18 protein-coding genes and 1 pseudogene are annotated in these 20,442 nt (G+C 72.4%); 13 read left to right on the plus strand and 6 right to left on the minus strand.

Annotated features, from left to right (window positions below):
- The first annotated feature begins 68 nt into the window (after positions 1-68).
- Positions 69-1,991 carry an AMP-dependent synthetase/ligase gene (locus OG802_RS20620; protein ID WP_329412538.1) on the plus strand — a complete coding sequence of 641 codons (1,923 nt, stop codon included), beginning with the start codon at positions 69-71 and terminating at the stop codon, positions 1,989-1,991.
- A gap of 97 nt (positions 1,992-2,088) precedes the next feature.
- On the plus strand, positions 2,089-2,574 hold the full coding sequence (locus OG802_RS20625) for a hypothetical protein (RefSeq protein ID WP_329412540.1): 486 nt from the start codon (positions 2,089-2,091) through the stop codon (positions 2,572-2,574).
- A gap of 34 nt (positions 2,575-2,608) precedes the next feature.
- On the opposite strand, the gene OG802_RS20630 is transcribed toward OG802_RS20625, so the two are convergent.
- Positions 2,609-3,304, minus strand: a complete 696-nt coding sequence (locus OG802_RS20630; RefSeq protein WP_329412541.1) for a class I SAM-dependent methyltransferase — start codon at positions 3,302-3,304, stop codon at positions 2,609-2,611.
- Between the two features lie 160 nt (positions 3,305-3,464).
- Positions 3,465-3,668: a cold-shock protein gene (locus OG802_RS20635; RefSeq protein ID WP_003974443.1), complete on the minus strand. Its 204-nt coding sequence runs from the start codon at positions 3,666-3,668 to the stop codon at positions 3,465-3,467.
- A gap of 288 nt (positions 3,669-3,956) precedes the next feature.
- Between OG802_RS20635 and OG802_RS20640 the strand changes: the two genes are divergently transcribed.
- From OG802_RS20640 to OG802_RS20660, 5 genes are all read left to right on the plus strand, one after another.
- The gene (locus OG802_RS20640) at positions 3,957-4,814 is read left to right on the plus strand and encodes a menaquinone biosynthetic enzyme MqnA/MqnD family protein (RefSeq protein ID WP_329412543.1); all 858 of its coding nucleotides are present in this window, start codon (positions 3,957-3,959) and stop codon (positions 4,812-4,814) included.
- A gap of 95 nt (positions 4,815-4,909) precedes the next feature.
- Positions 4,910-6,808, plus strand: coding sequence for a serine/threonine-protein kinase (locus tag OG802_RS20645; RefSeq protein ID WP_329412544.1), 1,899 nt, complete (start codon positions 4,910-4,912; stop codon positions 6,806-6,808).
- 52 nt (positions 6,809-6,860) lie between these two features.
- A complete protein-coding gene (locus tag OG802_RS20650) occupies positions 6,861-7,631 on the plus strand; it encodes an A24 family peptidase (protein WP_329412546.1) in 771 nt (256 codons plus the stop codon).
- A gap of 74 nt (positions 7,632-7,705) precedes the next feature.
- Positions 7,706-8,905 (plus strand): cyclic dehypoxanthinyl futalosine synthase, encoded by a 1,200-nt coding sequence (gene mqnC / locus OG802_RS20655; RefSeq protein ID WP_329412548.1) that lies wholly within the window; start codon positions 7,706-7,708, stop codon positions 8,903-8,905.
- Positions 8,906-8,912: 7 nt separating this feature from the next.
- Positions 8,913-9,518, plus strand: coding sequence for a hypothetical protein (locus tag OG802_RS20660; protein WP_329412550.1), 606 nt, complete (start codon positions 8,913-8,915; stop codon positions 9,516-9,518).
- Positions 9,519-9,603: 85 nt separating this feature from the next.
- On the opposite strand, the gene OG802_RS20665 is transcribed toward OG802_RS20660, so the two are convergent.
- The gene (locus OG802_RS20665; protein WP_329412552.1) at positions 9,604-10,665 is read right to left on the minus strand and encodes a chitinase; all 1,062 of its coding nucleotides are present in this window, start codon (positions 10,663-10,665) and stop codon (positions 9,604-9,606) included.
- Between the two features lie 307 nt (positions 10,666-10,972).
- Here OG802_RS20665 and OG802_RS20670 point away from each other — a divergent pair, with 307 nt between their 5' ends.
- Genes OG802_RS20670 through OG802_RS20685 form a run of 4 tightly spaced genes read left to right on the plus strand, consistent with a single transcriptional unit; the run spans position 10,973 to position 15,528 of the window.
- Complete coding sequence (locus tag OG802_RS20670) at positions 10,973-11,419, plus strand: hypothetical protein (protein ID WP_329412553.1); 447 nt, start codon at positions 10,973-10,975, stop codon at positions 11,417-11,419.
- 19 nt (positions 11,420-11,438) lie between these two features.
- Positions 11,439-13,691 carry a bifunctional polysaccharide deacetylase/glycosyltransferase family 2 protein gene (locus OG802_RS20675; RefSeq protein ID WP_329412555.1) on the plus strand — a complete coding sequence of 751 codons (2,253 nt, stop codon included), beginning with the start codon at positions 11,439-11,441 and terminating at the stop codon, positions 13,689-13,691.
- Positions 13,688-14,800: an acyltransferase family protein gene (locus OG802_RS20680; protein WP_329412557.1), complete on the plus strand. Its 1,113-nt coding sequence runs from the start codon at positions 13,688-13,690 to the stop codon at positions 14,798-14,800. The genes OG802_RS20675 and OG802_RS20680 overlap by 4 nt, the downstream gene beginning before the upstream one ends.
- 32 nt (positions 14,801-14,832) lie before the next feature.
- On the plus strand, positions 14,833-15,528 hold the full coding sequence (locus OG802_RS20685; RefSeq protein WP_329412559.1) for a demethylmenaquinone methyltransferase: 696 nt from the start codon (positions 14,833-14,835) through the stop codon (positions 15,526-15,528).
- 93 nt (positions 15,529-15,621) lie between these two features.
- Here OG802_RS20685 and OG802_RS20690 read toward each other — a convergent pair.
- Together OG802_RS20690 and OG802_RS20695 are read right to left on the minus strand one after the other, a co-directional pair.
- A pseudogene (locus tag OG802_RS20690) lies at positions 15,622-15,744 on the minus strand (PASTA domain-containing protein); the annotation flags it as partial.
- A 94-nt stretch (positions 15,745-15,838) separates the two neighbouring features.
- Positions 15,839-16,345 (minus strand): GNAT family N-acetyltransferase, encoded by a 507-nt coding sequence (locus OG802_RS20695; RefSeq protein ID WP_329412561.1) that lies wholly within the window; start codon positions 16,343-16,345, stop codon positions 15,839-15,841.
- A gap of 97 nt (positions 16,346-16,442) precedes the next feature.
- Here OG802_RS20695 and OG802_RS20700 point away from each other — a divergent pair, with 97 nt between their 5' ends.
- Complete coding sequence (locus OG802_RS20700) at positions 16,443-17,750, plus strand: geranylgeranyl reductase family protein (RefSeq protein WP_443055287.1); 1,308 nt, start codon at positions 16,443-16,445, stop codon at positions 17,748-17,750.
- A 784-nt stretch (positions 17,751-18,534) separates the two neighbouring features.
- Here OG802_RS20700 and OG802_RS20705 read toward each other — a convergent pair.
- Positions 18,535-19,338 carry a C40 family peptidase gene (locus OG802_RS20705; RefSeq protein ID WP_329412563.1) on the minus strand — a complete coding sequence of 268 codons (804 nt, stop codon included), beginning with the start codon at positions 19,336-19,338 and terminating at the stop codon, positions 18,535-18,537.
- 742 nt (positions 19,339-20,080) lie between these two features.
- Between OG802_RS20705 and OG802_RS20710 the strand changes: the two genes are divergently transcribed.
- On the plus strand, positions 20,081-20,440 hold the full coding sequence (locus tag OG802_RS20710) for an NADH-quinone oxidoreductase subunit A (protein WP_007383963.1): 360 nt from the start codon (positions 20,081-20,083) through the stop codon (positions 20,438-20,440).
- Positions 20,441-20,442 lie beyond the last annotated feature (2 nt).

Raw genomic sequence — 20,442 nt, forward strand, 5'->3', positions numbered from 1 at the left:
CGTGGGTGCGCCGAGCACGTACGTCATGCAGCAAGCAGTTTCGTCGCTGCACGCCCAGGGAGCCGCCCGTGTCCACCCCCTCCTCCGTCGCCGGCCCGGCCCACGCCGACCACGACGCTCCCCCCGTCCCCGTCGCGCCCGAGACCCGCCGGCTGGACGGCGCGGTGCGGGAGGCCTCCGTCCCGGCCCTGGCGCGCCCGGTGACCTACGGCTCGCTCGCCGACCTCCCCTACGACAACGCGGCCGCCGCCCCCGACGCCGTGGTCCTCAGCCGCAAGGGGCCGGACGGCGACTGGACGGACATCACGGCGGAACGCTTCGCCGCCCAGGTCCACGCGGTGGCCAGGGGACTGATAGCGGAGGGGCTGGTCCCCGGCGACCGGCTCGCCATCATGGCCCGCACCACCTACGAGTGGACGCTGCTCGACTTCGCGGCCTGGGCGGCCGGCCTGGTCACCGTCCCGATCTACCCGACGTCCTCGACGTTCCAGACCCGCTGGATCCTCCAGGACTCCGGCGCGGTCGCGCTGGTCACCGAGACGGCCGGCCAGGCCGCCGCCCTGGGCCCCGAACTCGACCGGCTGCCCGACCTGCACCACCTGTGGGTGATGGACAAGGGCCACGTGGACCGGCTGATCGACGCGGGCGAGCGCGTCCCGGACGCCGAGGTCGAGATCCGCCGGGGCATGCTCGTCCCCGACACGCTCGCCACCCTCATCTACACCTCCGGCACCACCGGCCGCCCCAAGGGCTGCGCGCTCACCCACGGCAACTTCTTCGCCGAGGTCGACAACGCGATCGAACTCCTCTACCCGGTCTTCCGGTCCAAGGACGACGAACTCTCCGTCCTGCTCTTCCTCCCCATGTCCCACGTCTTCGGCCGGATGGTCGCGATCGCCTGCGTACGGGCCCGCGTCCGCCTCGGCCACGCCCCCAGCATCAAGTCCGAGGACCTCCTGCCGGACCTCGCGGCCTTCAGACCCACCTGCCTCCTGGCCATCCCCTACATGCTGGAGAAGGTCTTCAACACGGCCCGCGCCAAGGCGGAGGCGAGCGGCCGGGTGGCGTCCTTCGACCGCGCGGCCGGCGTGGCCCGCCGCTACGGCGAAGCGGTCGAGGCCCACAAGACCGGGACCGGATCCGGCCCGGCGGCCACCCTGCGCGCGGCCCGCGCCCTCTACGACCCGCTCGTCTACCGCCGCATCCGCAACGCCATGGGCGGGCGCGTGCGCCACGCCATCTGCGGCGGCTCCCCGCTGGGCCGCCGCCTCTCCGCGTTCTACCTCGGCGCGGGCATCGAGATCTACGAGGGCTACGGCCTCACCGAGACGACCGCCGCGACCACGGTGACCCCGCCGATGAAACCGCGTCTGGGCACGGTGGGCTGGCCGCTGCCCGGCACCAGGATCCGTATCGCGGCCGACGGCGAGATCCTCGTCGCGGGCGAGCACGTCCTGCGCGGCTACTGGGACCCGTCGGCCGGCGGGGTCGTGCCCGCGGCCCCCGACGGCTGGCTGGCCACCGGCGACCTCGGCGAGCTGGACGACGAGGGCTACCTGACGATCACCGGCCGCAAGAAGGAGATGATCATCACGGCCGGCGGCAAGAGCGTCGCCCCCGCGCCCCTGGAGAACTGGCTGCGCTCGCACCCGCTGATCTCCCAGGCCCTGGTCCTCGGCGACGGCCGCCCCTACGTCACCGCCTTGCTCACCCTCGACCCCGACGGCCTCACCCACTGGCGTCAGATGCACGGCAAGCACCCCGTCCCCGCCGAACTCCTCGTCGACGACGAGGAACTGAAGGCCGTGCTCCAGCGCGCGGTCGACGAGGCCAACAAGCTGGTCTCCCGCCCCGAGTCGATCCGCCGCTTCGCCGTCCTGCCGACCGACTTCTCCGAGCACGCCGGCCACCTCACCCCCTCGATGAAACTGCGCCGCGAGACGATCATGCGCGACTTCGCCGACCACGTGGAGAGTCTCTACCCGCGGTGATGGACGGGCAGGACGGACAGGACGGGCAGGACGGGCAGGGCGGGCAGGGCGGGCAGACGCCGTGCGCGGCGGGCCGGGGGCCGGAAGGATGCGGTCCGTGAACGGCATCGAGTTCTTCCACTACCCCTGGGACGGCGGCCCGTCGCTCGCCTGGGGGCTGCGCGTCGACGGCGTCGACCTGCGCGCCCGCACGGCCTGGGCGACGCGCGAGCTGTGGCGGCCGGAACTGCGGGACCAGTTCGAGGACCAGGAGCGCGAGTCGGCCGAACTGATCTGGCGTCAGCACGAGGGCCTGGGCGTCCTCGACGTGCCCGGGGACCCCTTCCGCGGCACGGCGGGCCGCACCGCCGTCCTCGGCTGCTCCTGCGGAATCCCGCGGTGCGGGGAGCTGACCGCGCACGTCGAGGCGAGCGCCCGCACCGTCACCTGGTCCGCGTTCCGCCGGCCGGAGCGCGAGCAGTGGGGCGAGCTGCCCGTCGGCCCGTTCGTCTTCGCGCGCGCGGCCTACGAGGCGGCCCTCCGCTCGCCCACGCTCCTCACAGCGGACCCCCTGGGCCCGGCCCCCGCCGGGCTGGGGGTGTGACCGGCCGAGGCCCGGCGGACGGGCGAAGGCCCCGTCAGACGCCCGGCCTGCGGGCGATCAGGAAGGCCTGGGGGACCTGCTCGGCGAGAGCGGCGTCCGGCTCGCGCACCGTGCGCGACACCATCGCGAAACCGGCCCCCGCCAGCAGCTCCTCCATCCGCTCCGGGCGGCGGCGCTCGAAGTCGAGGGTGACCGGGCGGCCCCACGGCTGCTCGTGACGGCGGGGCTCGTCGCCCACCTGGAAGGCCAGCAGGAGGTGACCGCCCGGGGCCAGGACCCGGCGGAACTCGGCGAAGAGGGCCGGCAGCTCGTCCACCGGTGTGTGGATCGTGGAGTAGAAGGAGACGACCCCGGCGAGGGCCTCGTCGGGAAAGTCCAGCTTCAGCATCGAGCCCTGCTCGAAGGGGATCCCCGGGTTCTCGCGCCGGGCGATCGCCAGCATGGCCGCGGACAGGTCCAGCCCGGACACGTCGAGCCCGAGCGAGGCGAGCCGCCGCGTGGTCCGGCCGGGCCCGCACCCCAGGTCGGCCACCCGCCCGCCGGCCCCCACCAGCTCGGCGTACACGGCGAGCAGGGCCCGCTCCAGCGGCCGGGAGACGAGTTCCTCGCGGAAGAGCGCGGCGTAGTCCTCGGCGACGGCGTCGTAGAAGACGCGGGTGGCGGTGACGAAGGCGGGAACGGACGCCGCGGAGGGCGACGGCGCGGGACCAGAGGCTGGGGTGTCGGTCATGGGCAGGGAGCCTAGGACCCGCCGCCGACAACGGCAGCCGGTCAAAGGCGGCCGGGAAGGCAGCCGGGGAGGGTGGCGGGAAAGGCAGGAGCCCCGTGCCGACAGGCACAGGGCTCCTTGGGTACTGCTCTCAGAGACTTGCGATCTCAGGGTGTGGAGATCAGACGGGAGTGACGTTCTCCGCCTGCGGACCCTTCGGGCCCTGCGTCACGTCGAAGGAGACCTGCTGGTTCTCCTCGAGCGAACGGAAACCCTGCGCGTTGATCGCGGAGTAGTGGACGAAGACGTCGGGGCCGCCGCCTTCCTGGGCGATAAAGCCAAAGCCCTTTTCGGCGTTGAACCACTTCACGGTTCCGGTAGCCATAAGCCCTCCTTGGGCCCAAAGGGTTGCCCTGCTCCAGAACCCTGCAAGCGTGAAAGCAAGTGCCGCACAACTGCATACGTCTGAAAACGACGAGAGCCCGCGGTTACATGCTCCGCAGGCTCTGTACTGCAAGGGAAACCAAACTGCAACTTGCGGCGAGCCTAGCACGCAGGCACCCGGATGCAATAGAGGTCAAGATCACGTCACCCGGAGGTTTGAAGATCCCCGAAAGGGGTTGACCCAGGGGGCGAAGACCCGGGAGCGACCGAAGGGGTCTAGCCTCGCGATGTGGACAATTCTCGCACCCGGCCGCGCGTCGGCCACATCCAGTTCCTCAACTGCCTGCCCCTCTACTGGGGGCTCGCGAGAACCGGCACCCTCCTCGACTTCGAGCTGACCAAGGACACCCCCGAGAAGCTCAGCGAGCGGCTGGTGCGCGGCGAGCTGGACATCGGGCCCGTCACCCTCGTCGAGTTCCTGAAGAACGCCGACGACCTGGTCGCCTTCCCCGACATCGCCGTGGGCTGCGACGGCCCGGTGATGTCCTGCGTGATCGTCAGCCAGGTCCCGCTGGAGGAGCTGGACGGCGCGCGCGTCGCCCTCGGCTCCACCTCCCGCACCTCCGTGCGCCTGGCACAGCTCCTGCTGGCGGATCGTTTCGGCGTCCAGCCCGACTACTACACCTGCCCGCCCGACCTCAGCCTGATGATGCAGGAGGCCGAGGCGGCCGTCCTCATCGGCGACGCGGCCCTGCGGGCCAACCTGCTCGACGGCCCCCGGTTCGGCCTGGAGGTCCACGACCTCGGCGCGCTCTGGAAGGAGTGGACCGGCCTGCCCTTCGTCTTCGCCGTGTGGGCGGCCCGGCGCGAGTACCTGGAGCGCGAGCCCGTCATCACCCGCCAGGTCCACCAGGCCTTCCTCGACTCCCGCAACCTCTCCCTGGACGAGGTCGGCAAGGTCGCCGAGCAGGCGGCCCGCTGGGAGGAGTTCGACGAGCAGGTCCTGGAGCAGTACTTCACCACCCTGGACTTCCGTTTCGGCCCGGCCCAGCTGGCGGCCGTGACCGAGTTCGCCCGCCGCGTCGGCCCGACGACCGGCTTCCCGGCGGACGTCAGGGTGGAACTGCTCCAGCCCCGTTCTGCGTAGTCTGCTGCACAGCCCGTGCGCACGGAATCCGGCCACGGGCAGCGGGCCGCGGCCGACGCGGCCCGCGGGTCCTGACGGGGGAGGGGTGGACGCCCATGCAGCCGCTCGGAGACGACGAACCCGCGACCGTGGGCCCCTACCGGCTGCTCGGCCGGCTGGGCTCCGGCGGGATGGGCCGCGTCTACCTCGGTCGCAGCGCCGGCGGCCGCACGGTCGCCGTCAAGATCGTCCACCCGCACCTCGCGCTCGACGAGGAGTTCCGCGCCCGCTTCCGGCGTGAGGTGGAGGCCGCGCGGCGCGTCGGCGGGGCGTGGACCGCGCCGGTCCTGGACGCCGACCCGGAGGCCGCGGTGCCCTGGGTCGCCACCGGCTACGCGGCCGGCCCCTCCCTCGCGGCGGCGGTAGCCTCCGGCGGGCCGCTGCCCGAACACTCCGTGCGCGTGCTGGGGGCCGGTCTGGCGGAGGCGCTGGCGACCGTGCACGCCCTGGGGCTGGTGCACCGGGACGTGAAACCGTCCAACGTGCTGCTGACCGTGGACGGCCCGCTGCTCATCGACTTCGGCATCGCCCGCGCGATCGACGGCACGGCCTCGCTCACCTCGACCGGCGTCTCCGTCGGCTCGCCCGGCTACATGGCCCCGGAGCAGATCCTCGGCCGGGGCGCGTCCGCGGCTGCCGACGTCTTCTCCCTCGGTGCGGTCCTGGCGTTCGCGGCCACCGGCCTGCCCCCGTTCCCCGGCGACTCCTCGGCCGCCCTCCTCTACCGGGTCGTGCACGAGCCGCCCGAGCTGGGAGCCCCGCACGGCCCGCTCCGGGGCGAACTGCGGGACGTGGTCGAGGCCTGCCTCGACAAGGACCCGGCCGCACGGCCGGCCCCCGGCGCACTCTCCGCCCGCCTCGCGCCCGAGGGCGCGACCCGCCTGGTCGCCGCGGGCTGGCTGCCGGCCCCCCTGGTCGCCCAGGTGAGCCGCAGCGCCGTCCAGCTCCTGAACCTGGAGGGAACGGCGGCGGGGGCCGGGGCGGGAACGGCGGCGGGGGCTGGGGCCGGGACGGCGGCGGGGGCCGACCCGTCGGCGTCCGGTACGTCCGGTCCGTCTGGCGTGTTCGGTCCGTCCGGTCCGTTCGTGTCCGGTCCGGTGGAGTTCAGCAGTCCGGCGGTGAGGTCCGCGGGCGGTTCCCCGGCCGGGTCCTCCGGGCCGGTGGGGGAGACCCACTCCGGAACGCGGGGCGGGTCTTCGGCGTCGGCGGGCGGCGGGTTCCCGGCGGCGCTGGGGGAGTTCGGGCCGCCGCCGGTCATGGACCGGACGTCCACGGCTCCCGGCGGCGCGCCGGGCGGCGTGCCCGAGCCGCGGGACGCCGAGCCCACGGCGGGCGGGGACGGACGTCCCGGCCGGATGTCCGTCACCGTGGCCGCCGCCGCGACGCCGGGCGAGGACGGCCGCGGGCGACGGCTGAGCTGCACCGTCGCGCTCGCCGTCGCGGGAGCGCTGGCGGCGGTGACGGTCGGTTCGGCGTTCCTGTTCCACCTGCGCCCCGACGGCGGGGACGGCGACCACGACTCCGCCTCCGGCAGCGACGCCCGCTCCTCCCCGCCGGCGGCCGCCCGCACCCCGGACCCCACCGACGGCGGGACGTCCGCCGCGCTCCCGGCCCGCTACGTCGGCACCTGGGAGGGCCAGGGCGCCGGCCTCGGCGGCTCCCTCCCGATGGGCACGTTCCGGGTGACGGTCCGACAGGCCGGCGTCGGCCAGAAGCTGGGCGAGCTGCGGCAGACGGACGTGCTCGGCGGGGTCTGCCTCGACGTGCTGACGCTGAAGCAGGTGACGCGCGAAGGGGTCGTCGCCACGTCGGTCGGCGCGAAGGGCAACCACGGCGGCTGCAACCCGACGGCCCACACCGTCCGGCTCACCCCCACCGGCGACGACCTGACGTACGCCTCGGACAGCGCGGCCGAGGGCAACCCGGTGGCGCGCATGTCACGGGTGGACCCGTAGCCGGCCGCAGCCCGTGGCCGTCTCCTCCCGCGGATCCCTACGATCGCTGACGATGACCACACCACCCGACGACCTGACACTGGCCGCCGTCGCCGCGCTGTGGGGCGTCGTCACCGGCGCGCTGCTGCCCCGGGCGGCCTACCGCTTCTCCACGCCGTGGGAGGAGGCGGACGGCGCGTGGCGCACGCAGTGCCCGGCCGGGCACCCGGTCCGCGGGTGGCTCGGACGGGCGCGGTGCCCCCGGTGCGCCCGACGCGCCGAGCCGGGTTCCCCGGCGGGATACGCCCCCGGCGGCGTCCTGCTGCCCGTCGTCACCGCCGCCGTGTGCGCGGCGCTCGCCCTCGCCACCGGTGTGCGGCCCGAACTGGCCGTGTGGCTGGCGCTCGCGCCGGCCGGGGTGCTGCTCGGCGTCGTCGACCTGCGGGTGCACCGGCTGCCGGACCCGCTCACCCTCCCGCTCGCGGCCGCCGCCCCGGCCCTGCTGGGCTGCGCCGCGCTGCTGCCCGAGCACGCCGGTCACTGGACGACGGCCCTGCTGGGCGCGCCCGCCCTCGGCGCGGCCTATCTGGTCCTGCACCTGGTGAACCCCGGCGGCATGGCCTTCGGCGACGTGAAGCTGGCCCTCGGGGCGGGCGCCGTCCTCGGCTGGTACGGCTGGTCCACGGTCGTGCTGGGCACGTTCGCGGCGTTCCTGTCCGGCGCGCTGTACGTGGGCGCGCTGGTCGTCGCGCGGCGGGCGGGGCGCAAGACGCTGGTCCCGTTCGGGCCGTTCATGCTCGCCGGGACGCTCGCGGGCGTGCTGATCGGGGCGTACGCGGCCTGAGGTCGGGACGTCGGGACGGCTGGCGTAGGCTGGCTTGGGTCTGTCCACAACCCTTGACGAAAGGGACGCTCCCGGTGACCGAGAAGGCCGACCTTCAGTCCGTCCTCGACCGTGCCGCCGCCGGTGGGCGGATCACTCCGGAGGAGGCGCTCGACCTCTACCGCGACGCGCCCCTGCACGCGCTCGGCGCCGCCGCCGACGCCGTGCGCCGCCGGCTGTACGCGGGAACCGAGCACATCGCCACGTACATCATCGAGCGGAACATCAACTACACGAACGTGTGCGTCACGGCGTGCAAGTTCTGCGCCTTCTACGCGGCCCCCAAGGACACCGCCAAGGGCTGGTCGCGCGACCTCGACGACATCCTGCGCCGCTGCGCCGAGACCGTCGAACTGGGCGGCACCCAGATCATGTTCCAGGGCGGCCACCACCCGGACTACGGCGTCGAGTACTACGAGAGGCACTTCGCGGCCATCAAGGAGGCGTTCCCCCAGCTGGTGATCCACTCGCTGGGCGCGTCCGAGGTCGAGCACATGGCGCGGATCTCCAAGGTGACGGTCGAGGAGGCCATCACCCGGATCCACGCGGCGGGTCTGGACTCGTTCGCGGGCGCCGGCGCCGAACTGCTCCCCGCGCGTCCGCGCAAGGCCATCGCGCCGCTCAAGGAGTCCGGCGAGCGCTGGCTGGAGATCATGGAGATCGCGCACGGGCTGGGCGTCGAGTCGACGTCCACGATGCTGATGGGCACCGGCGAGACCAACGCCGAGCGCATCGAGCACCTGCGGATGATCCGGGACGTCCAGGACCGCACGGGCGGCTTCCGGGCCTTCATCCCGTACACGTACCAGCCCGAGAACAACCACCTGAAGGGCCGCACCCAGGCGACCCTCTTCGAGTACCTGCGGATGATCGCGATCGCCCGCCTGTTCCTCGACAACGTCCGCCACATCCAGGGCTCCTGGCTGACGACGGGCAAGGAGGTCGGCCAGCTCTCCCTGCACTACGGCGCGGACGACCTCGGCTCGATCATGCTGGAGGAGAACGTCGTCTCCTCGGCGGGCGCCAAGCACCGCTCCAACCGCATGGAGATCATCGACCTGATCCGCAAGGCGGGCCGGGTGCCGGCGCAGCGCGCGACGACCTACGAGCACCTCGTCGTCCACGACGACCCGGCGAACGACCCGGTCGACGAGCGGGTCATGTCCCACATCTCGTCGACGGCGATCGCGGGCGGCACGGCCCACCCCGAGCTGAAGCTGCTGGCGTCCAACTAGCCGCCGCATGCTGACCGTTCACGAGGATTCCCGGGGCCGGGCGCTCGCCGTCGAGGGCGCCTGGATCGCCGGCGCCGGGTCGCGGGACGAACTCCTCGCCGCCCACCCCGGCGCACGGGTGCGGACGTGGCCCGGCATCCTGACGCCGGGCCTGATCAACCTGCACGGCAACGAGCTGCTGGAGGAGGCGTACCACCCGGACCCGCGCGAGGCCGGCGAACTGGGCGTCGAACCGGTGACCGGGGACGCGCTGGCGGCGCTCGTCATGGACGACGCCCGCTGGAACGCGAGCGTCCGGCGGGGTGTGCAGCGCATGCTGGCGCACGGCACGGTCCGGGCGGCCTGCGAGGAACTGCGCAACCCCGTGGTGCGGGAGGCATTGAACCGCTCCGCGCTGGCGGGCACGGGACGGATCGGCCGGCCCGGTGGGACGCCCTCGCTCGACCCGTACGCCTCCGGGCTCCCGGTGGAGTTCGCCCGGCCGCGGGAGCGGCACTCCTCGGCCCGCTTCGCGGTGTTCGACGTCCGGGACGAGGCCGAACTCGCGGAGCGCGGCGCGAGCACCTGCGTGGCCACGGTGGCGGAGGGCCGCCTCGTCTACAGACGCCGGTAGGGCCTCCGGTTGTCCGGCGATCCGGCGATCGGGCGATCCGGTGGGGCTGCGGGACTGCGGGCGGCGGTGCTTCGCGGGCGGGGCGTCACTTCGAGAACGCCTGCGCGAACGCGCCCGGACTCTGCTTCACCCCGCTGCAGTTCGTCAGGGCGTCGTCCTTCGCCGAGTCGGCCGCCGAGCACTGCCGGTCGCGGAACGTCGACCACATGGAGACCCAGGAGATCCCCTTCCGCACGGCGAACGCCCGTACCTGTGCCGCGTCGGCCAGCGAGAACGTCTCGCCCGCGACGTCGTTCGTGCCGATCATCGACGTGAGCGCCATGCCCTTCCACGCGTCGGCGTCCGTCGTGCCGAACACCTTCCGCAACTGGGCCTGGGCCGCCGTCGCCGAGGCGATCGCGTACCCGCCCATGTCGGCGGCGTACGACTCGCCGTAGTTCATCGTCATGAGGTTGACGGTGGCGACCTGCACGTCGTACTTGTTCGCGGACGCCAGCAGCGCGAGGCCGTCGGCGTCCAGTCCGGACGGCATCACCGGGAGCGTGAAGGAGACCTCCAGGTCCGGGCGTTCCTTCTGGAGCGCGGCGATCGCCCGGGAGCGCAGGTCCACCGAGTCGGCGTCGGTCAGCTCGTCGCCCTCGACGTCGAAGTCGGCCTGGGCGGAGCCCGCCGCGTCGAGCGCCTGGCCGTAGGCCCTCGCCAGCGCGGAGACGCTGTCGCAGGAGGCCGCCAGCTCGGCGCCGGAGGCGCCGCCGAAGGAGACGCGCGCCGTGGCGCCCGTCTTCGTCAGCTTCGAGACGCGGGAGGTCACGACCGGGTCGCCGATGGCGTTCACGCCGTTCCACGTCGGGGTGCAGGCGCTGCCGCGCGAGATGACGAACGCCAGGTTGTACGCCGTCGGCGAGCCGGCCGAGTCGGTGTCCGAGGCCTCCGCCGCGCTCACGTAGGGCGCGTAGGAGGTGCCCGCGGCGGTGGCCGGCGACGTGGACCCGTCGCCGGGTGAGGGACTGGCGGAACCGCTGCCGCCGGTCCGCCCGGCGGCCGGGGGCGCCGCGTCCGACGTGGCGCCGGATTCCGCGGAGCATCCCGTGACGGCCAGGGCGAACAGGCAGACCACCCCGGCCGTCGGCATCAGGAAACTCCTCATTGCGTACGCACCCGCTCTCATGGATTCTGTCCCCGCCGGGAACAATGCCTGCTCCCGAAAGGGAAATGTCTCACAAGCGGGCGGTCCGCGAGGGAACAGCGGGCACGCGGTCGGTTCATGGACGCAAGCGAGCAAAAGGCGACAACTGACCGTACGAAAAAGGGCAATCACCCCTCACGTAGGGGATGGACGGGGCGCGGGATTTCCCCCGGACTCTCAGGCGGAGGACAGGTTCGGGCGTTTCTCATCGGCCTTTCACAAGCAGCACAGAGTTTGCACCGCATAAAGGCTCCCTAACATCCGGGGAATGCAATCCGAGCCTGTCATCGAAAGCCGTGCCGCCGCTCGCGGCAGCCGTCGCGGCCGCAAACGTGACGACGCCTGCGCCGAGGGGCCCGTGTTCGTCGACACCTCCGGACGCCGATCGAAGCTGCTGCGCCGGATCGGCCTCCTGCTGGGCGTGGGCTGTCTCGCCTACGCGACCGTCCTCGGCGCCGCGTTCATGGGCTGGGGCACCTCGCTGACCCCGTCCTCGCTGCTGCCGTTCGGCGACGGGGGCCGGCGTGGCGCCCAGGACTCGGGACCCGGCGGCGTCCGGCCGCAGGGCGGCGCCGGCACCCCGCCCGCCCGTCCCACCGGCGCCCCGCCCGAGGGCGCCGCCACCGGCGAGCCGCCCGGCCCGGCCGCGACCGAGACCGCCGCGATCACGACCGAGACCGCCGCGACCGCGACCGCCGCCGCGGTCGCCGACTGACCGGAGCACCGCCACTTCCATGACGACCACCACCTCCCGCGGCCGCGGCCGTGGCCGCCGCCGCGCCCCGACCCGCATCGAACGGGCGGCGGGCAGGGCCGCCGCGCTGCAGAAGCCGCGCGTCATCCTCGCCCTGCTGCTCCTGCTCGCGCTCACCAGCGTGATGCTCCTCGACGGCTATCTGCGCGCCGAGGTCGGCGGCGACCAGCGCGTGCGCACCGGGGCCAGTGCCGGCGACGTCCCCGACGAGGTCCTCGACGGCGGCCCCGTCCTGACGTTCCGGGGCGGCCGGGCCACCACCGTCTCGGTGCCGGACAAGACGATCGCGCTGACCTTCGACGACGGCCCGAACCCGACCTGGACCCCCCAGGTGCTGCGGATCCTGCGCGAGTACGACGTGCCCGGCACGTTCTTCCTGGTCGGCTCGATGGTCTCGCGGTACCCGGACATCGTCGCGGACATGGTCCGGCAGGGCGAGGAGGTGGGCATCCACACCTTCACCCACGTCGACCTCTCCTACCAGTCGTCCGCCCGCGTCCGGCGCGAGATGACGCAGACCCAGCTGGCGTTGGCCGGAGCGGCCGGCATCACGACGACGCTGTTCCGCGCCCCGTACTCCTCCGAGACCGACGCCATCGACGACTACAGCTGGCCGGTCTACAAGGAACTCGGCGAGGACGGCTACACCAGCGTCTTCGTCGACACCGACAGCGACGACTGGAAGCGGCCGGGCGTCTCGAAGATCGTCCAGTGGGCCACTCCGGCCGACGGCAAGGGCGCGTCGGTGCTCTTCCATGACGCGGGCGGCGAACGCTCGCAGACGATCGAAGCCCTGCCCGCCTACATCAAGAAGATGAAGGCCGCGGGCTACACGTTCACCACCATCAGCGGGGTACTCCAGCAGCAGGACACCGCGGCCGGCGACGCCCCGGGCACGGCGGCGGGGCAGCGGGCGGGCGGCTTGCAGGCCGCCCACCGCAGGGCCAGCGGCGTCACCCTGTACGAGGGCAAGGCCCTCGTCGCCGCCGTCGCCGTCGCCGAGTGGACCGTTCCGGCGCTGTCCGTGGGGCTGATGGTCGTCGGCGTGGCCGTCATGGGCCGCTTCGCGATGATGCTGCTCCTGGCCCGTCGCCACTTCCGGCAGCGCAACAGACGCCGGTTCGCCTGGGGAGCCGAGGTCACCCGGCCGGTGAGCGTGATCGTCCCGGCGTACAACGAGAAGGAGTGCATCGCCAACACCCTGAAGTCGCTGGCGGGGAGCACCCACCCGATCGAGGTCGTCGTCGTGGACGACGGCTCGACCGACGGCACGTCCGAGATCGCCCGCGAGGCGGCGCGGTCCCTCGGCATGACCGACGTGCGCGTCATCCGCCAGGACAACGCCGGCAAGCCCGCCGCCCTCAACAACGGCGTCCGCGCCGCCCGTCACGACATCGTCGTGATGATGGACGGCGACACGGTCTTCGAGCCGGACGCCGTGCACCAGCTGGTGCAGCCCTTCGCGGACCCGGAGGTCGGCGCGGTCGCGGGCAACGCGAAGGTCGGCAACCGCGACACGGTCATCGGCGCCTGGCAGCACATCGAGTACGTGATGGGCTTCAACCTCGACCGCCGCATGTACGACCTGCTGCGCTGCATGCCGACCATCCCCGGCGCGATCGGGGCGTTCCGCCGTGACGCCGTGCTGGAGGCCGGCGGCATGAGCGAGGACACCCTCGCCGAGGACACCGACATCACCATCGCCATGCACCGCGCGGGCCGGCGGGTCGTCTACCAGGAACACGCCAGGGCCTGGACGGAGGCGCCGGGCTCCCTGAAGCAGCTCTGGTCCCAGCGCTACCGCTGGTCCTACGGCACGATGCAGGCGTTGTGGAAGCACCGCGGGTGCCTGACGGACCGGGGGCCCTCGGGCCGCTTCGGCCGGGTGGGCATGCCGCTGGTGGTGCTCTTCCAGATCGTCACACCGCTCTTCGCCCCCCTCATCGACGTCTTCACCGCCTACTCGATGATCTTCATCGACTTCCGGGCGTCCCTGCTGGCCTGGCTGGCCGTCCTCGGCGTCCAACTGGTCTGCGCCGCCTACGCGTTCCGCCTGGACCGCGAGAAGTACCGCTACCTGCTGATGATGCCGCTCCAGCAGCTGGCCTACCGCCAGATGATGTACCTGGTCCTCATCCACTCCTGCGTCACCGCCCTCACCGGCGGCCGGCTGCGCTGGCAGAAACTGAAGCGCACGGGCGAGGTCGGCACCCCGGCGGGAGCGACCCGGTGAGCCGGGACCAGCAGGCGCAGGACACCCGGCCCGCCCGGCGGCACGCCCGCCGGCCGCAGCCCCCTGACAGTCAGGTCCCCCAGCGCGACCGCTACTTCGACACCCTGCGCGCCCTCGCCCTGATCAGGGTCGTCGCCTATCACACCTTCGGCTGGGCCTGGGCGGGCATGGTCTTTCCCTCCATGGGGGTCATGTTCGCCCTGGCCGGAACCCTCATGGCGAAGTCCCTGGAGCGGCCGGCCGTGGGGGTGGTGCGCGGCCGCCTGCGCCGGCTCCTGCCGCCCTTCTGGTTCTGGGGCGTCTTCGTCGTCCTGGCGATGCTGGTGCACGGCTGGATACCGGGCTGGGACATCGTCTACTGGGTGGTGCCGCTGGGCGACCCGCCGGGCGACGCCTGGGCCGAGCAGGCCTGGGAGATCCTGTGGTACCTGCGGACCTACCTCTGGTTCGTCCTGCTCTCGCCGCTGCTGCTGCGCCTGTTCCGGCTCGCCCCCGCGCCCGTCCTGGCGCTCTCCCTCGCGCCCGTCCTGGTACTGGCCTTCCTACGGGCGGCCCCGGACGGCCGTGTCGGCACCGCGGTGTGGGACCTGTCGACGTACCTGTGCTGCTGGATGCTCGGCTTCGCACACCGCGACGGGATCCTGCGGCGCATGAGGCCCGCCCCGGTCGCCGTGGCGTCCCTGGCGGCGCTCGGCTTCGGCGGCTGGTACGCCTTCGCGCACCGGGCCGGAGCCGGAACCTACGACCTCGACGAGAACCCGCTCGCGCAGGCCTTCTGGTCGGCCGGCTTCGTCCTGCCGCTGATGTGGGCGAAGACGTACTTCGGCATCGACTTCGCCGGGCTCGCCCGCCACCGGCGGGCGGACCGGATCGTGACCGTCTTCAACGCGCGCGCGGTCACGGTCTACCTGTGGCACGAGATCGCGCTGATCCTGGCCGTGCCGCTGATCGACCGGTTCTGGGACGTCCCCGCGTTCGAGACGTACCTGCCGCTGGACAGTCAGTGGTTCCTGTTCGGCGTGGGCTGGCTGCTGACCGGCGTCTTCGTGCTGCTGTGCGGGTGGGTCGAGGACGTCGCGGCACGGAAGGAACCGAGGCTCCTGCCGTGAGCCGCCGGGGGCCGGGCTGCCACAATGGGCGGGTGACCCGCGCCTCCCTGAACAAGCAGCCCAACGAAGTCGCCTCGATGTTCGACCGCGTGGCGGAACGGTACGACGTCACCAACGACGTGCTGTCCCTCGGCCAGGACCGCCGGTGGCGCAAGGAGGTCGCCAAGGCGGTCGACGCCCGGCCCGCGCAGAAGGTCCTGGACCTCGCGGCCGGCACGGCCACCTCGTCGCTCCCCTTCGCCCGGACCGGCGCCTACGTCGTCCCCTGCGACTTCTCGCTCGGGATGCTCCAGGTCGGCAAGCGCAAGCACACCTGGCTGCCGTTCACGGCCGGGGACGCGACCAGGCTGCCCTTCAAGGACGACACCTTCGACGCCGTCACCATCTCCTTCGGCCTGCGCAACGTGCAGGACTTCGACGCCGCGCTGCGCGAGATGCACCGGGTGACCAGGCCCGGCGGCCGGGTCGTCATCTGCGAGTTCTCGCACCCCGCCTGGGCGCCCTTCCGGACCGTCTACACCGAGTACCTGATGCGCGCCCTGCCGCCGGTCGCCCGCGCGGTCTCCTCCAACCCCGACGCCTACGTCTACCTCGCCGAGTCCATCCGCGCCTGGCCCGACCAGCCCGCCCTCGCCGGGCATCTGCGCAAGGCCGGCTGGTCGAAGGTCGCCTGGCGCAACCTGACCGGCGGCGTGGTCACCCTCCACCGGGGCTTCAAGGAAGCCTGAGCGGCCCGAGCGGGTCCCGCCCAGGGACCCTCGGGCGGCCCCCGCCTTCTCCAGGTCCCGGCCGGGTCCCCTCCCGGCCGGGTCCCCTCCGGGTCAGTGCGGGATCGTCGCGAAGGGGTCTTGTACACGGTCCGGTTCGCGCCGGAGGCCGCTCCCGCCCGGTCCCGGCACGCGCGGTTCCCGCACGCCCGCGCCTCCGCCGCCCTCGCCCTCGCCCTCGCTTTTGGTCCCAGCGGTACGGGAAGGGCGACCGCCCCGCAGGCCGCCGGGAAGCGTCAGGCGTCGTCCTGTAGCCGACGGCCACTCAACGTCACAGGGCGAGGCGGTAGCAGTGCCCCTCCCGCTCGGGTTCGGGGGTCGTGAAGACCTCCGCGAGCCGCATGCCCAGCCGCCGCGCGACGGCGATCGACCGCTCGTTGCGCGCGTCGACCATCGCCACCACCCCCGGCGCCCCCGCCGCCCGAACCCGCTCCAGGGCCATCCGCGCCGCCGCGGTCACATACCCGTGCCCCCAGTGCGGCCGCCCGAGCCGCCATCCGATCTCGATCTCGCCCCGCGGGCCCCACTCCCAGGGCCACGGCTGGGCGCCGGTGAAGCCGACCACCCGGTCGTCGCGGTCCAGCACCGTCCACAGGCAGAAGCCGCGTTCGGCGTCGTGCCGGCGCTGGCGGGCGGTGAGCTCCTCGTAGACCGACAGCTCGGCGGACCTGCCTCCGTGGAACTCCATGACCTCCGGGTCGTCGAAGACCCGGTGCCAGGCGACCGCGTCCTCGTCCGTCGGAACGCGCAGCCGTACTGCGGGCAGAGCTCGGTTCACGGGGCAGCCCTTCAGCCAGGTGATCAATTCTGCTGAATAGACTGCCCGTGTCCAGTGCCGGTCGGCACGCAGATTCCGAACTTGGGGAGATCCCGCCGTGACCGCCGTGAACGAGCCCCACGCCGAGCCCTTCTCCGAGACCACCGCCGATGTGATCGTCGTCGGCGCGGGACCGGCCGGCTCCACGACCGCCTACTACCTCGCCAAGGCCGGCCTCGACGTGCTCCTGCTGGAGAAGACCGAGTTCCCGCGGGAGAAGGTCTGCGGCGACGGCCTCACCCCGCGCGCCACCAAGCAGCTCGTGGCCATGGGCATCGACATCTCCGAGGAAGCCGGCTGGCTGCGCAACAAGGGCCTGAGGATCATCGGCGGCGGGGTGCGGCTGCAACTCGACTGGCCCGACCTCGCCTCCTTCCCCGACTACGGGCTCGTCCGCAAGCGCGACGACTTCGACGAGCAGCTCGCCCGGCAGGCCCAGAAGGCCGGCGCCCGCCTCTACGAGCGCTGCAACGTCGGCGCCCCGATCCTCGACGACCGCACCGGCCGCATCACCGGCGTGCACGCCAAGCTGGGGGAGGACAAGCGCGAAGTCACCTTCCGCGCCCCGCTCGTGGTGGCCGCCGACGGAAACTCCACCCGCCTGTCCCTGGCGATGGGCCTGCACCGCCGCGAGGACCGCCCGATGGGCGTCGCGGTCCGCACCTACTTCACCTCCCCGCGCCACGAGGACGACTACCTGGAGTCCTGGCTGGAGCTGTGGGACCGCCGCGGCCCGGGCGAGGACCGGCTGCTGCCCGGCTACGGCTGGATCTTCGGCATGGGCGACGGGACGTCCAACGTCGGCCTGGGCGTGCTCAACACCTCCGACTCCTTCAAGGAGCTGGACTGGCGCGAGGTCCTCAAGGCCTGGTGCGCGTCCATGCCGGAGGACTGGGGATACACCCCCGAAAACATGACCGGCCCGATCCGCGGGGCGGCCCTGCCGATGGCCTTCAACCGCAAGCCGCACTACACCAAGGGCCTGCTGCTGGTCGGCGACGCCGGCGGCCTGGTGAACCCCTTCAACGGCGAAGGCATCGCATACGCCATGGAATCGGGGCAGATCGCCGCCGACGTCATCGTCCAGGCCCACGCCCGCGCCACCCCCGGCCAGCGTGAACTCGCCCTCCAGCGCTACCCGCGGATCCTCGCGGACACCTACGGCGGCTACTACACGCTGGGCCGCGCGTTCGTGAAGCTCATCGGCAACCCGAAGGTCATGAAGATCGCGGCCCAGCGCGGCCTGACCCACCCGATGCTGATGAAGTTCACCCTGAAGATGCTCGCCAACCTGACCGACCCCACGGGCGGCGACGCCATGGACCGCATCATCAACGGCCTGAGCAAGGTAGCCCCCAAGGCCTGACCCAAGGCCTGCCCCCACACCCCGGCCGCCCGATCCATCACCGGGCGGCCCGGCCCGGCCCGGCCCCGCCACGGGCGGCCGGGCACCCGAGGACTCCGCCCCCGCCGGGCTGTCCCCCCGTTCGCTGCGCTGACGAGGTGTCCGACATGTCCGACACTCTCGCAGTGCTCCGGTAGGGGGTTAATGCCCGGCGCGCGACGCTTATTTGGCTTCCGTCAGCCTTCGCTCCGGTTCGCCCGATCCGCCGTCGGGGCGCCCGATTCGCCGTTCGGGCGGCTAAGTCCCGCCGCCGGGTGAGCCCTCCCGCCGCCGGACGGCCCGGCGTGCGAGGGGTCGGCCTCCCGCCGGGCTGTCCTCCCGGTTCGCTGCGCTGACGAGGTGTCCGACATGTCCGACACTCTCGCAGTGCTCCGGTAAGGGGTGAATGCCCGGCGCGCGACGCCTATTTGGCTTCCGTCAGCCTTCGCTCGGGGCCGCTCGATCGCCTACTCGCCGCATCGCCTGCCCGCTGGATCGCGTGCTCACCCGATCGGCCGCTCGTCCGGTCTCCCGGCCGTCCGCGCGGCGCTCGCTCACGTGGATCGCACGCGCAGCCTTCCGTGCGGGCTCCGGCGGGCTGGGTCGACTCGGGCGACCTCCCGGGCCGCAGGGGCCCGTTCGGGCTCTCCCAGGGTGCGCTGAGGGCCGTGTGGGGCCGCGCCGGGGCAGCCCGAAGGGCCGCTGCCCCCGAGCGGCTGCGGCCCTTGCGTGCGTGCGGCGCCCTCGCGGGAGCGCCGGGTGGGTGTCAGAGCACCCGGACCGCGCCGGACGGCGGGTCGTAGGACAGCGGCTTCTCCACGACGCCGGTGGAGGGGTTCTGCGCGCCGACGAACATGCCGTCGCCGACGTACACCGCCACGTGGTAGGCGCTGCCCGCGCTGCCCCAGTACAGGATGTCGCCCGGCTGCAGGTTGTCCAGGGAGACCTGGGTGCCGGCGGTCGACTGGTCCTGCGAGACGCGCGGCAGGTCGATGCCGACCTGCTTGAAGGCCGTCTGCATCAGCCCCGAGCAGTCCCACGAGTTGGGGCCGGTGCCGCCGGAGACGTAGGCGTCGCCGATCTGCGCCCTGGCGAAGGCGATGACGGCCGCGGCCGAACCGGTCGCGGTGGAGCTGCTGGTGTGGGTGACGCTGTTGCTGCTCGCCGGGGCGGAGAGCGTGGTCCGCTCGGCGGCGCGCGTGGCCCGCTCGGCGGCGGCCTTGCGGGCGGCCTCGGCCTTCTGCTTCGCCTCGGCCTTGGCGTGCGCGAGGTCCTTCTTGGCTTCCTTGGCGGCCGCCGCTGCGGCGGCGTCACGCTCGGCGTGGAGCTGGTAGTTCGCCGCGGCCTGCTGCGTGGCCTGGGCGGACTGTGCGACCTGGGCGGCCAAGTCGCCGGTGAGCACGGGCAGTTCGAGCGTCTGTGTCACCGGCTCGGCGGCGTTGGCCGTGCCGGCTGCTGTGGCGACGGCCAGCGTGCCGAGGACACCACTGGCGACTCCGGCCCGCATCGCGATCGTCGACGCGCTGCGGCGGGGTTTCCGGTGGCTGCGTATGTGAGCGGTGTGGGACATGGGTACAACCGGTATCAGGGGCTCCTCCATACCTTCAAGAAACGTGTGCTGCGCCACAGTTGTTCAACGGGTGCCCCAAATACCTGTTCCGCCGTTCTTTATTGACGCCGTAACGGACATTGCGGACGCAGGTGATCAAGCCTGTGATCATGGGTTTTCGTCGTTACGCCCGGATTGCCCGCTGCCTACCATCGGTGACGACCGTTGGCCAAGCCCGCTTCTTAACCGGACCTGACGAATGTGGCGGAGGTCACGGAACGGTTACCGGGGCGGCCGTGTCTCGCGCAAGCGGCGCGACGGGTTCCGCTCGTGAACGTGTGCACACGTCCACTGCGCGAGCCGGACTCCCTCTGATGTGTGAACGCGGACCTCTATCAGGAGGCGCCGTCCAGCTCCAATTTGCATGCAAGGGAACCCTCTTGATATTGAGACGCCCCCTGCGGCCTGCGGTGACGAGCGAAAATGTCACTTCTTGTGATCACTCTGACGCTTCGCGTATGAAGATCACTGCTGATACGACTTCATGATCGTTCGTCAGGTGGTGGAGATCACAAAGCTTGCGTAATACCCCGTGTCGCAGATCACAGAGCGGCGGGCATAGGATGCGAGGCAGTTGGGCTTGTGACCTGCTTCACATGTTCGCGATCTTCGTCAGGACGGACGGGGTGGGCGGCGCGGTGGGGCGGTCGCGGGTCCGACGCCATCGCCAGCAGTCAGTGCCGACTGAGAGGAGCGAGGAGCGGTGAACGCTTATGCGCCCATCCTCGTACTGGGAGCCCTCGGAGCAGGCTTTGCGATCTTCTCCGTGGTCATGGCCACGCTGATCGGGCCGAAGCGCTACAACCGCGCCAAGCTCGAGGCCTATGAGTGCGGAATCGAGCCGACCCCCACGCCGGCCGGCGGCGGGCGCTTCCCGATCAAGTACTACCTGACGGCGATGCTCTTCATCGTCTTCGACATCGAGATCGTCTTCCTCTACCCCTGGGCCGTCACCTTCGACGCCCTGGGTGTCTTCGGGCTCGTGGAGATGCTGCTCTTCGTGCTCACCGTCTTCGTGGCGTACGCGTACGTATGGCGGCGCGGCGGCCTGGAATGGGACTGAGG

The organism is Streptomyces sp. NBC_00704, assembly GCF_036226605.1.
Classification (GTDB): domain Bacteria; phylum Actinomycetota; class Actinomycetes; order Streptomycetales; family Streptomycetaceae; genus Streptomyces.

What these genes read in the sequence shown, in the direction of transcription:
- OG802_RS20630 (WP_329412541.1), bottom strand. Translation starts at nt 3,304, where the DNA reads ATGACCGACACCCCAGCCTCTGGTCCCGCGCCGTCGCCCTCCGCGGCG.
- OG802_RS20635 (WP_003974443.1), bottom strand. Translation starts at nt 3,668, where the DNA reads ATGGCTACCGGAACCGTGAAGTGGTTCAACGCCGAAAAGGGCTTTGGC.
- OG802_RS20645 (WP_329412544.1), top strand. Translation starts at nt 4,910, where the DNA reads ATGCAGCCGCTCGGAGACGACGAACCCGCGACCGTGGGCCCCTACCGG.
- OG802_RS20650 (WP_329412546.1), top strand. Translation starts at nt 6,861, where the DNA reads ATGACCACACCACCCGACGACCTGACACTGGCCGCCGTCGCCGCGCTG.
- OG802_RS20660 (WP_329412550.1), top strand. Translation starts at nt 8,913, where the DNA reads ATGCTGACCGTTCACGAGGATTCCCGGGGCCGGGCGCTCGCCGTCGAG.
- OG802_RS20665 (WP_329412552.1), bottom strand. Translation starts at nt 10,665, where the DNA reads ATGAGGAGTTTCCTGATGCCGACGGCCGGGGTGGTCTGCCTGTTCGCC.
- OG802_RS20670 (WP_329412553.1), top strand. Translation starts at nt 10,973, where the DNA reads ATGCAATCCGAGCCTGTCATCGAAAGCCGTGCCGCCGCTCGCGGCAGC.
- OG802_RS20675 (WP_329412555.1), top strand. Translation starts at nt 11,439, where the DNA reads ATGACGACCACCACCTCCCGCGGCCGCGGCCGTGGCCGCCGCCGCGCC.
- OG802_RS20705 (WP_329412563.1), bottom strand. Translation starts at nt 19,338, where the DNA reads ATGTCCCACACCGCTCACATACGCAGCCACCGGAAACCCCGCCGCAGC.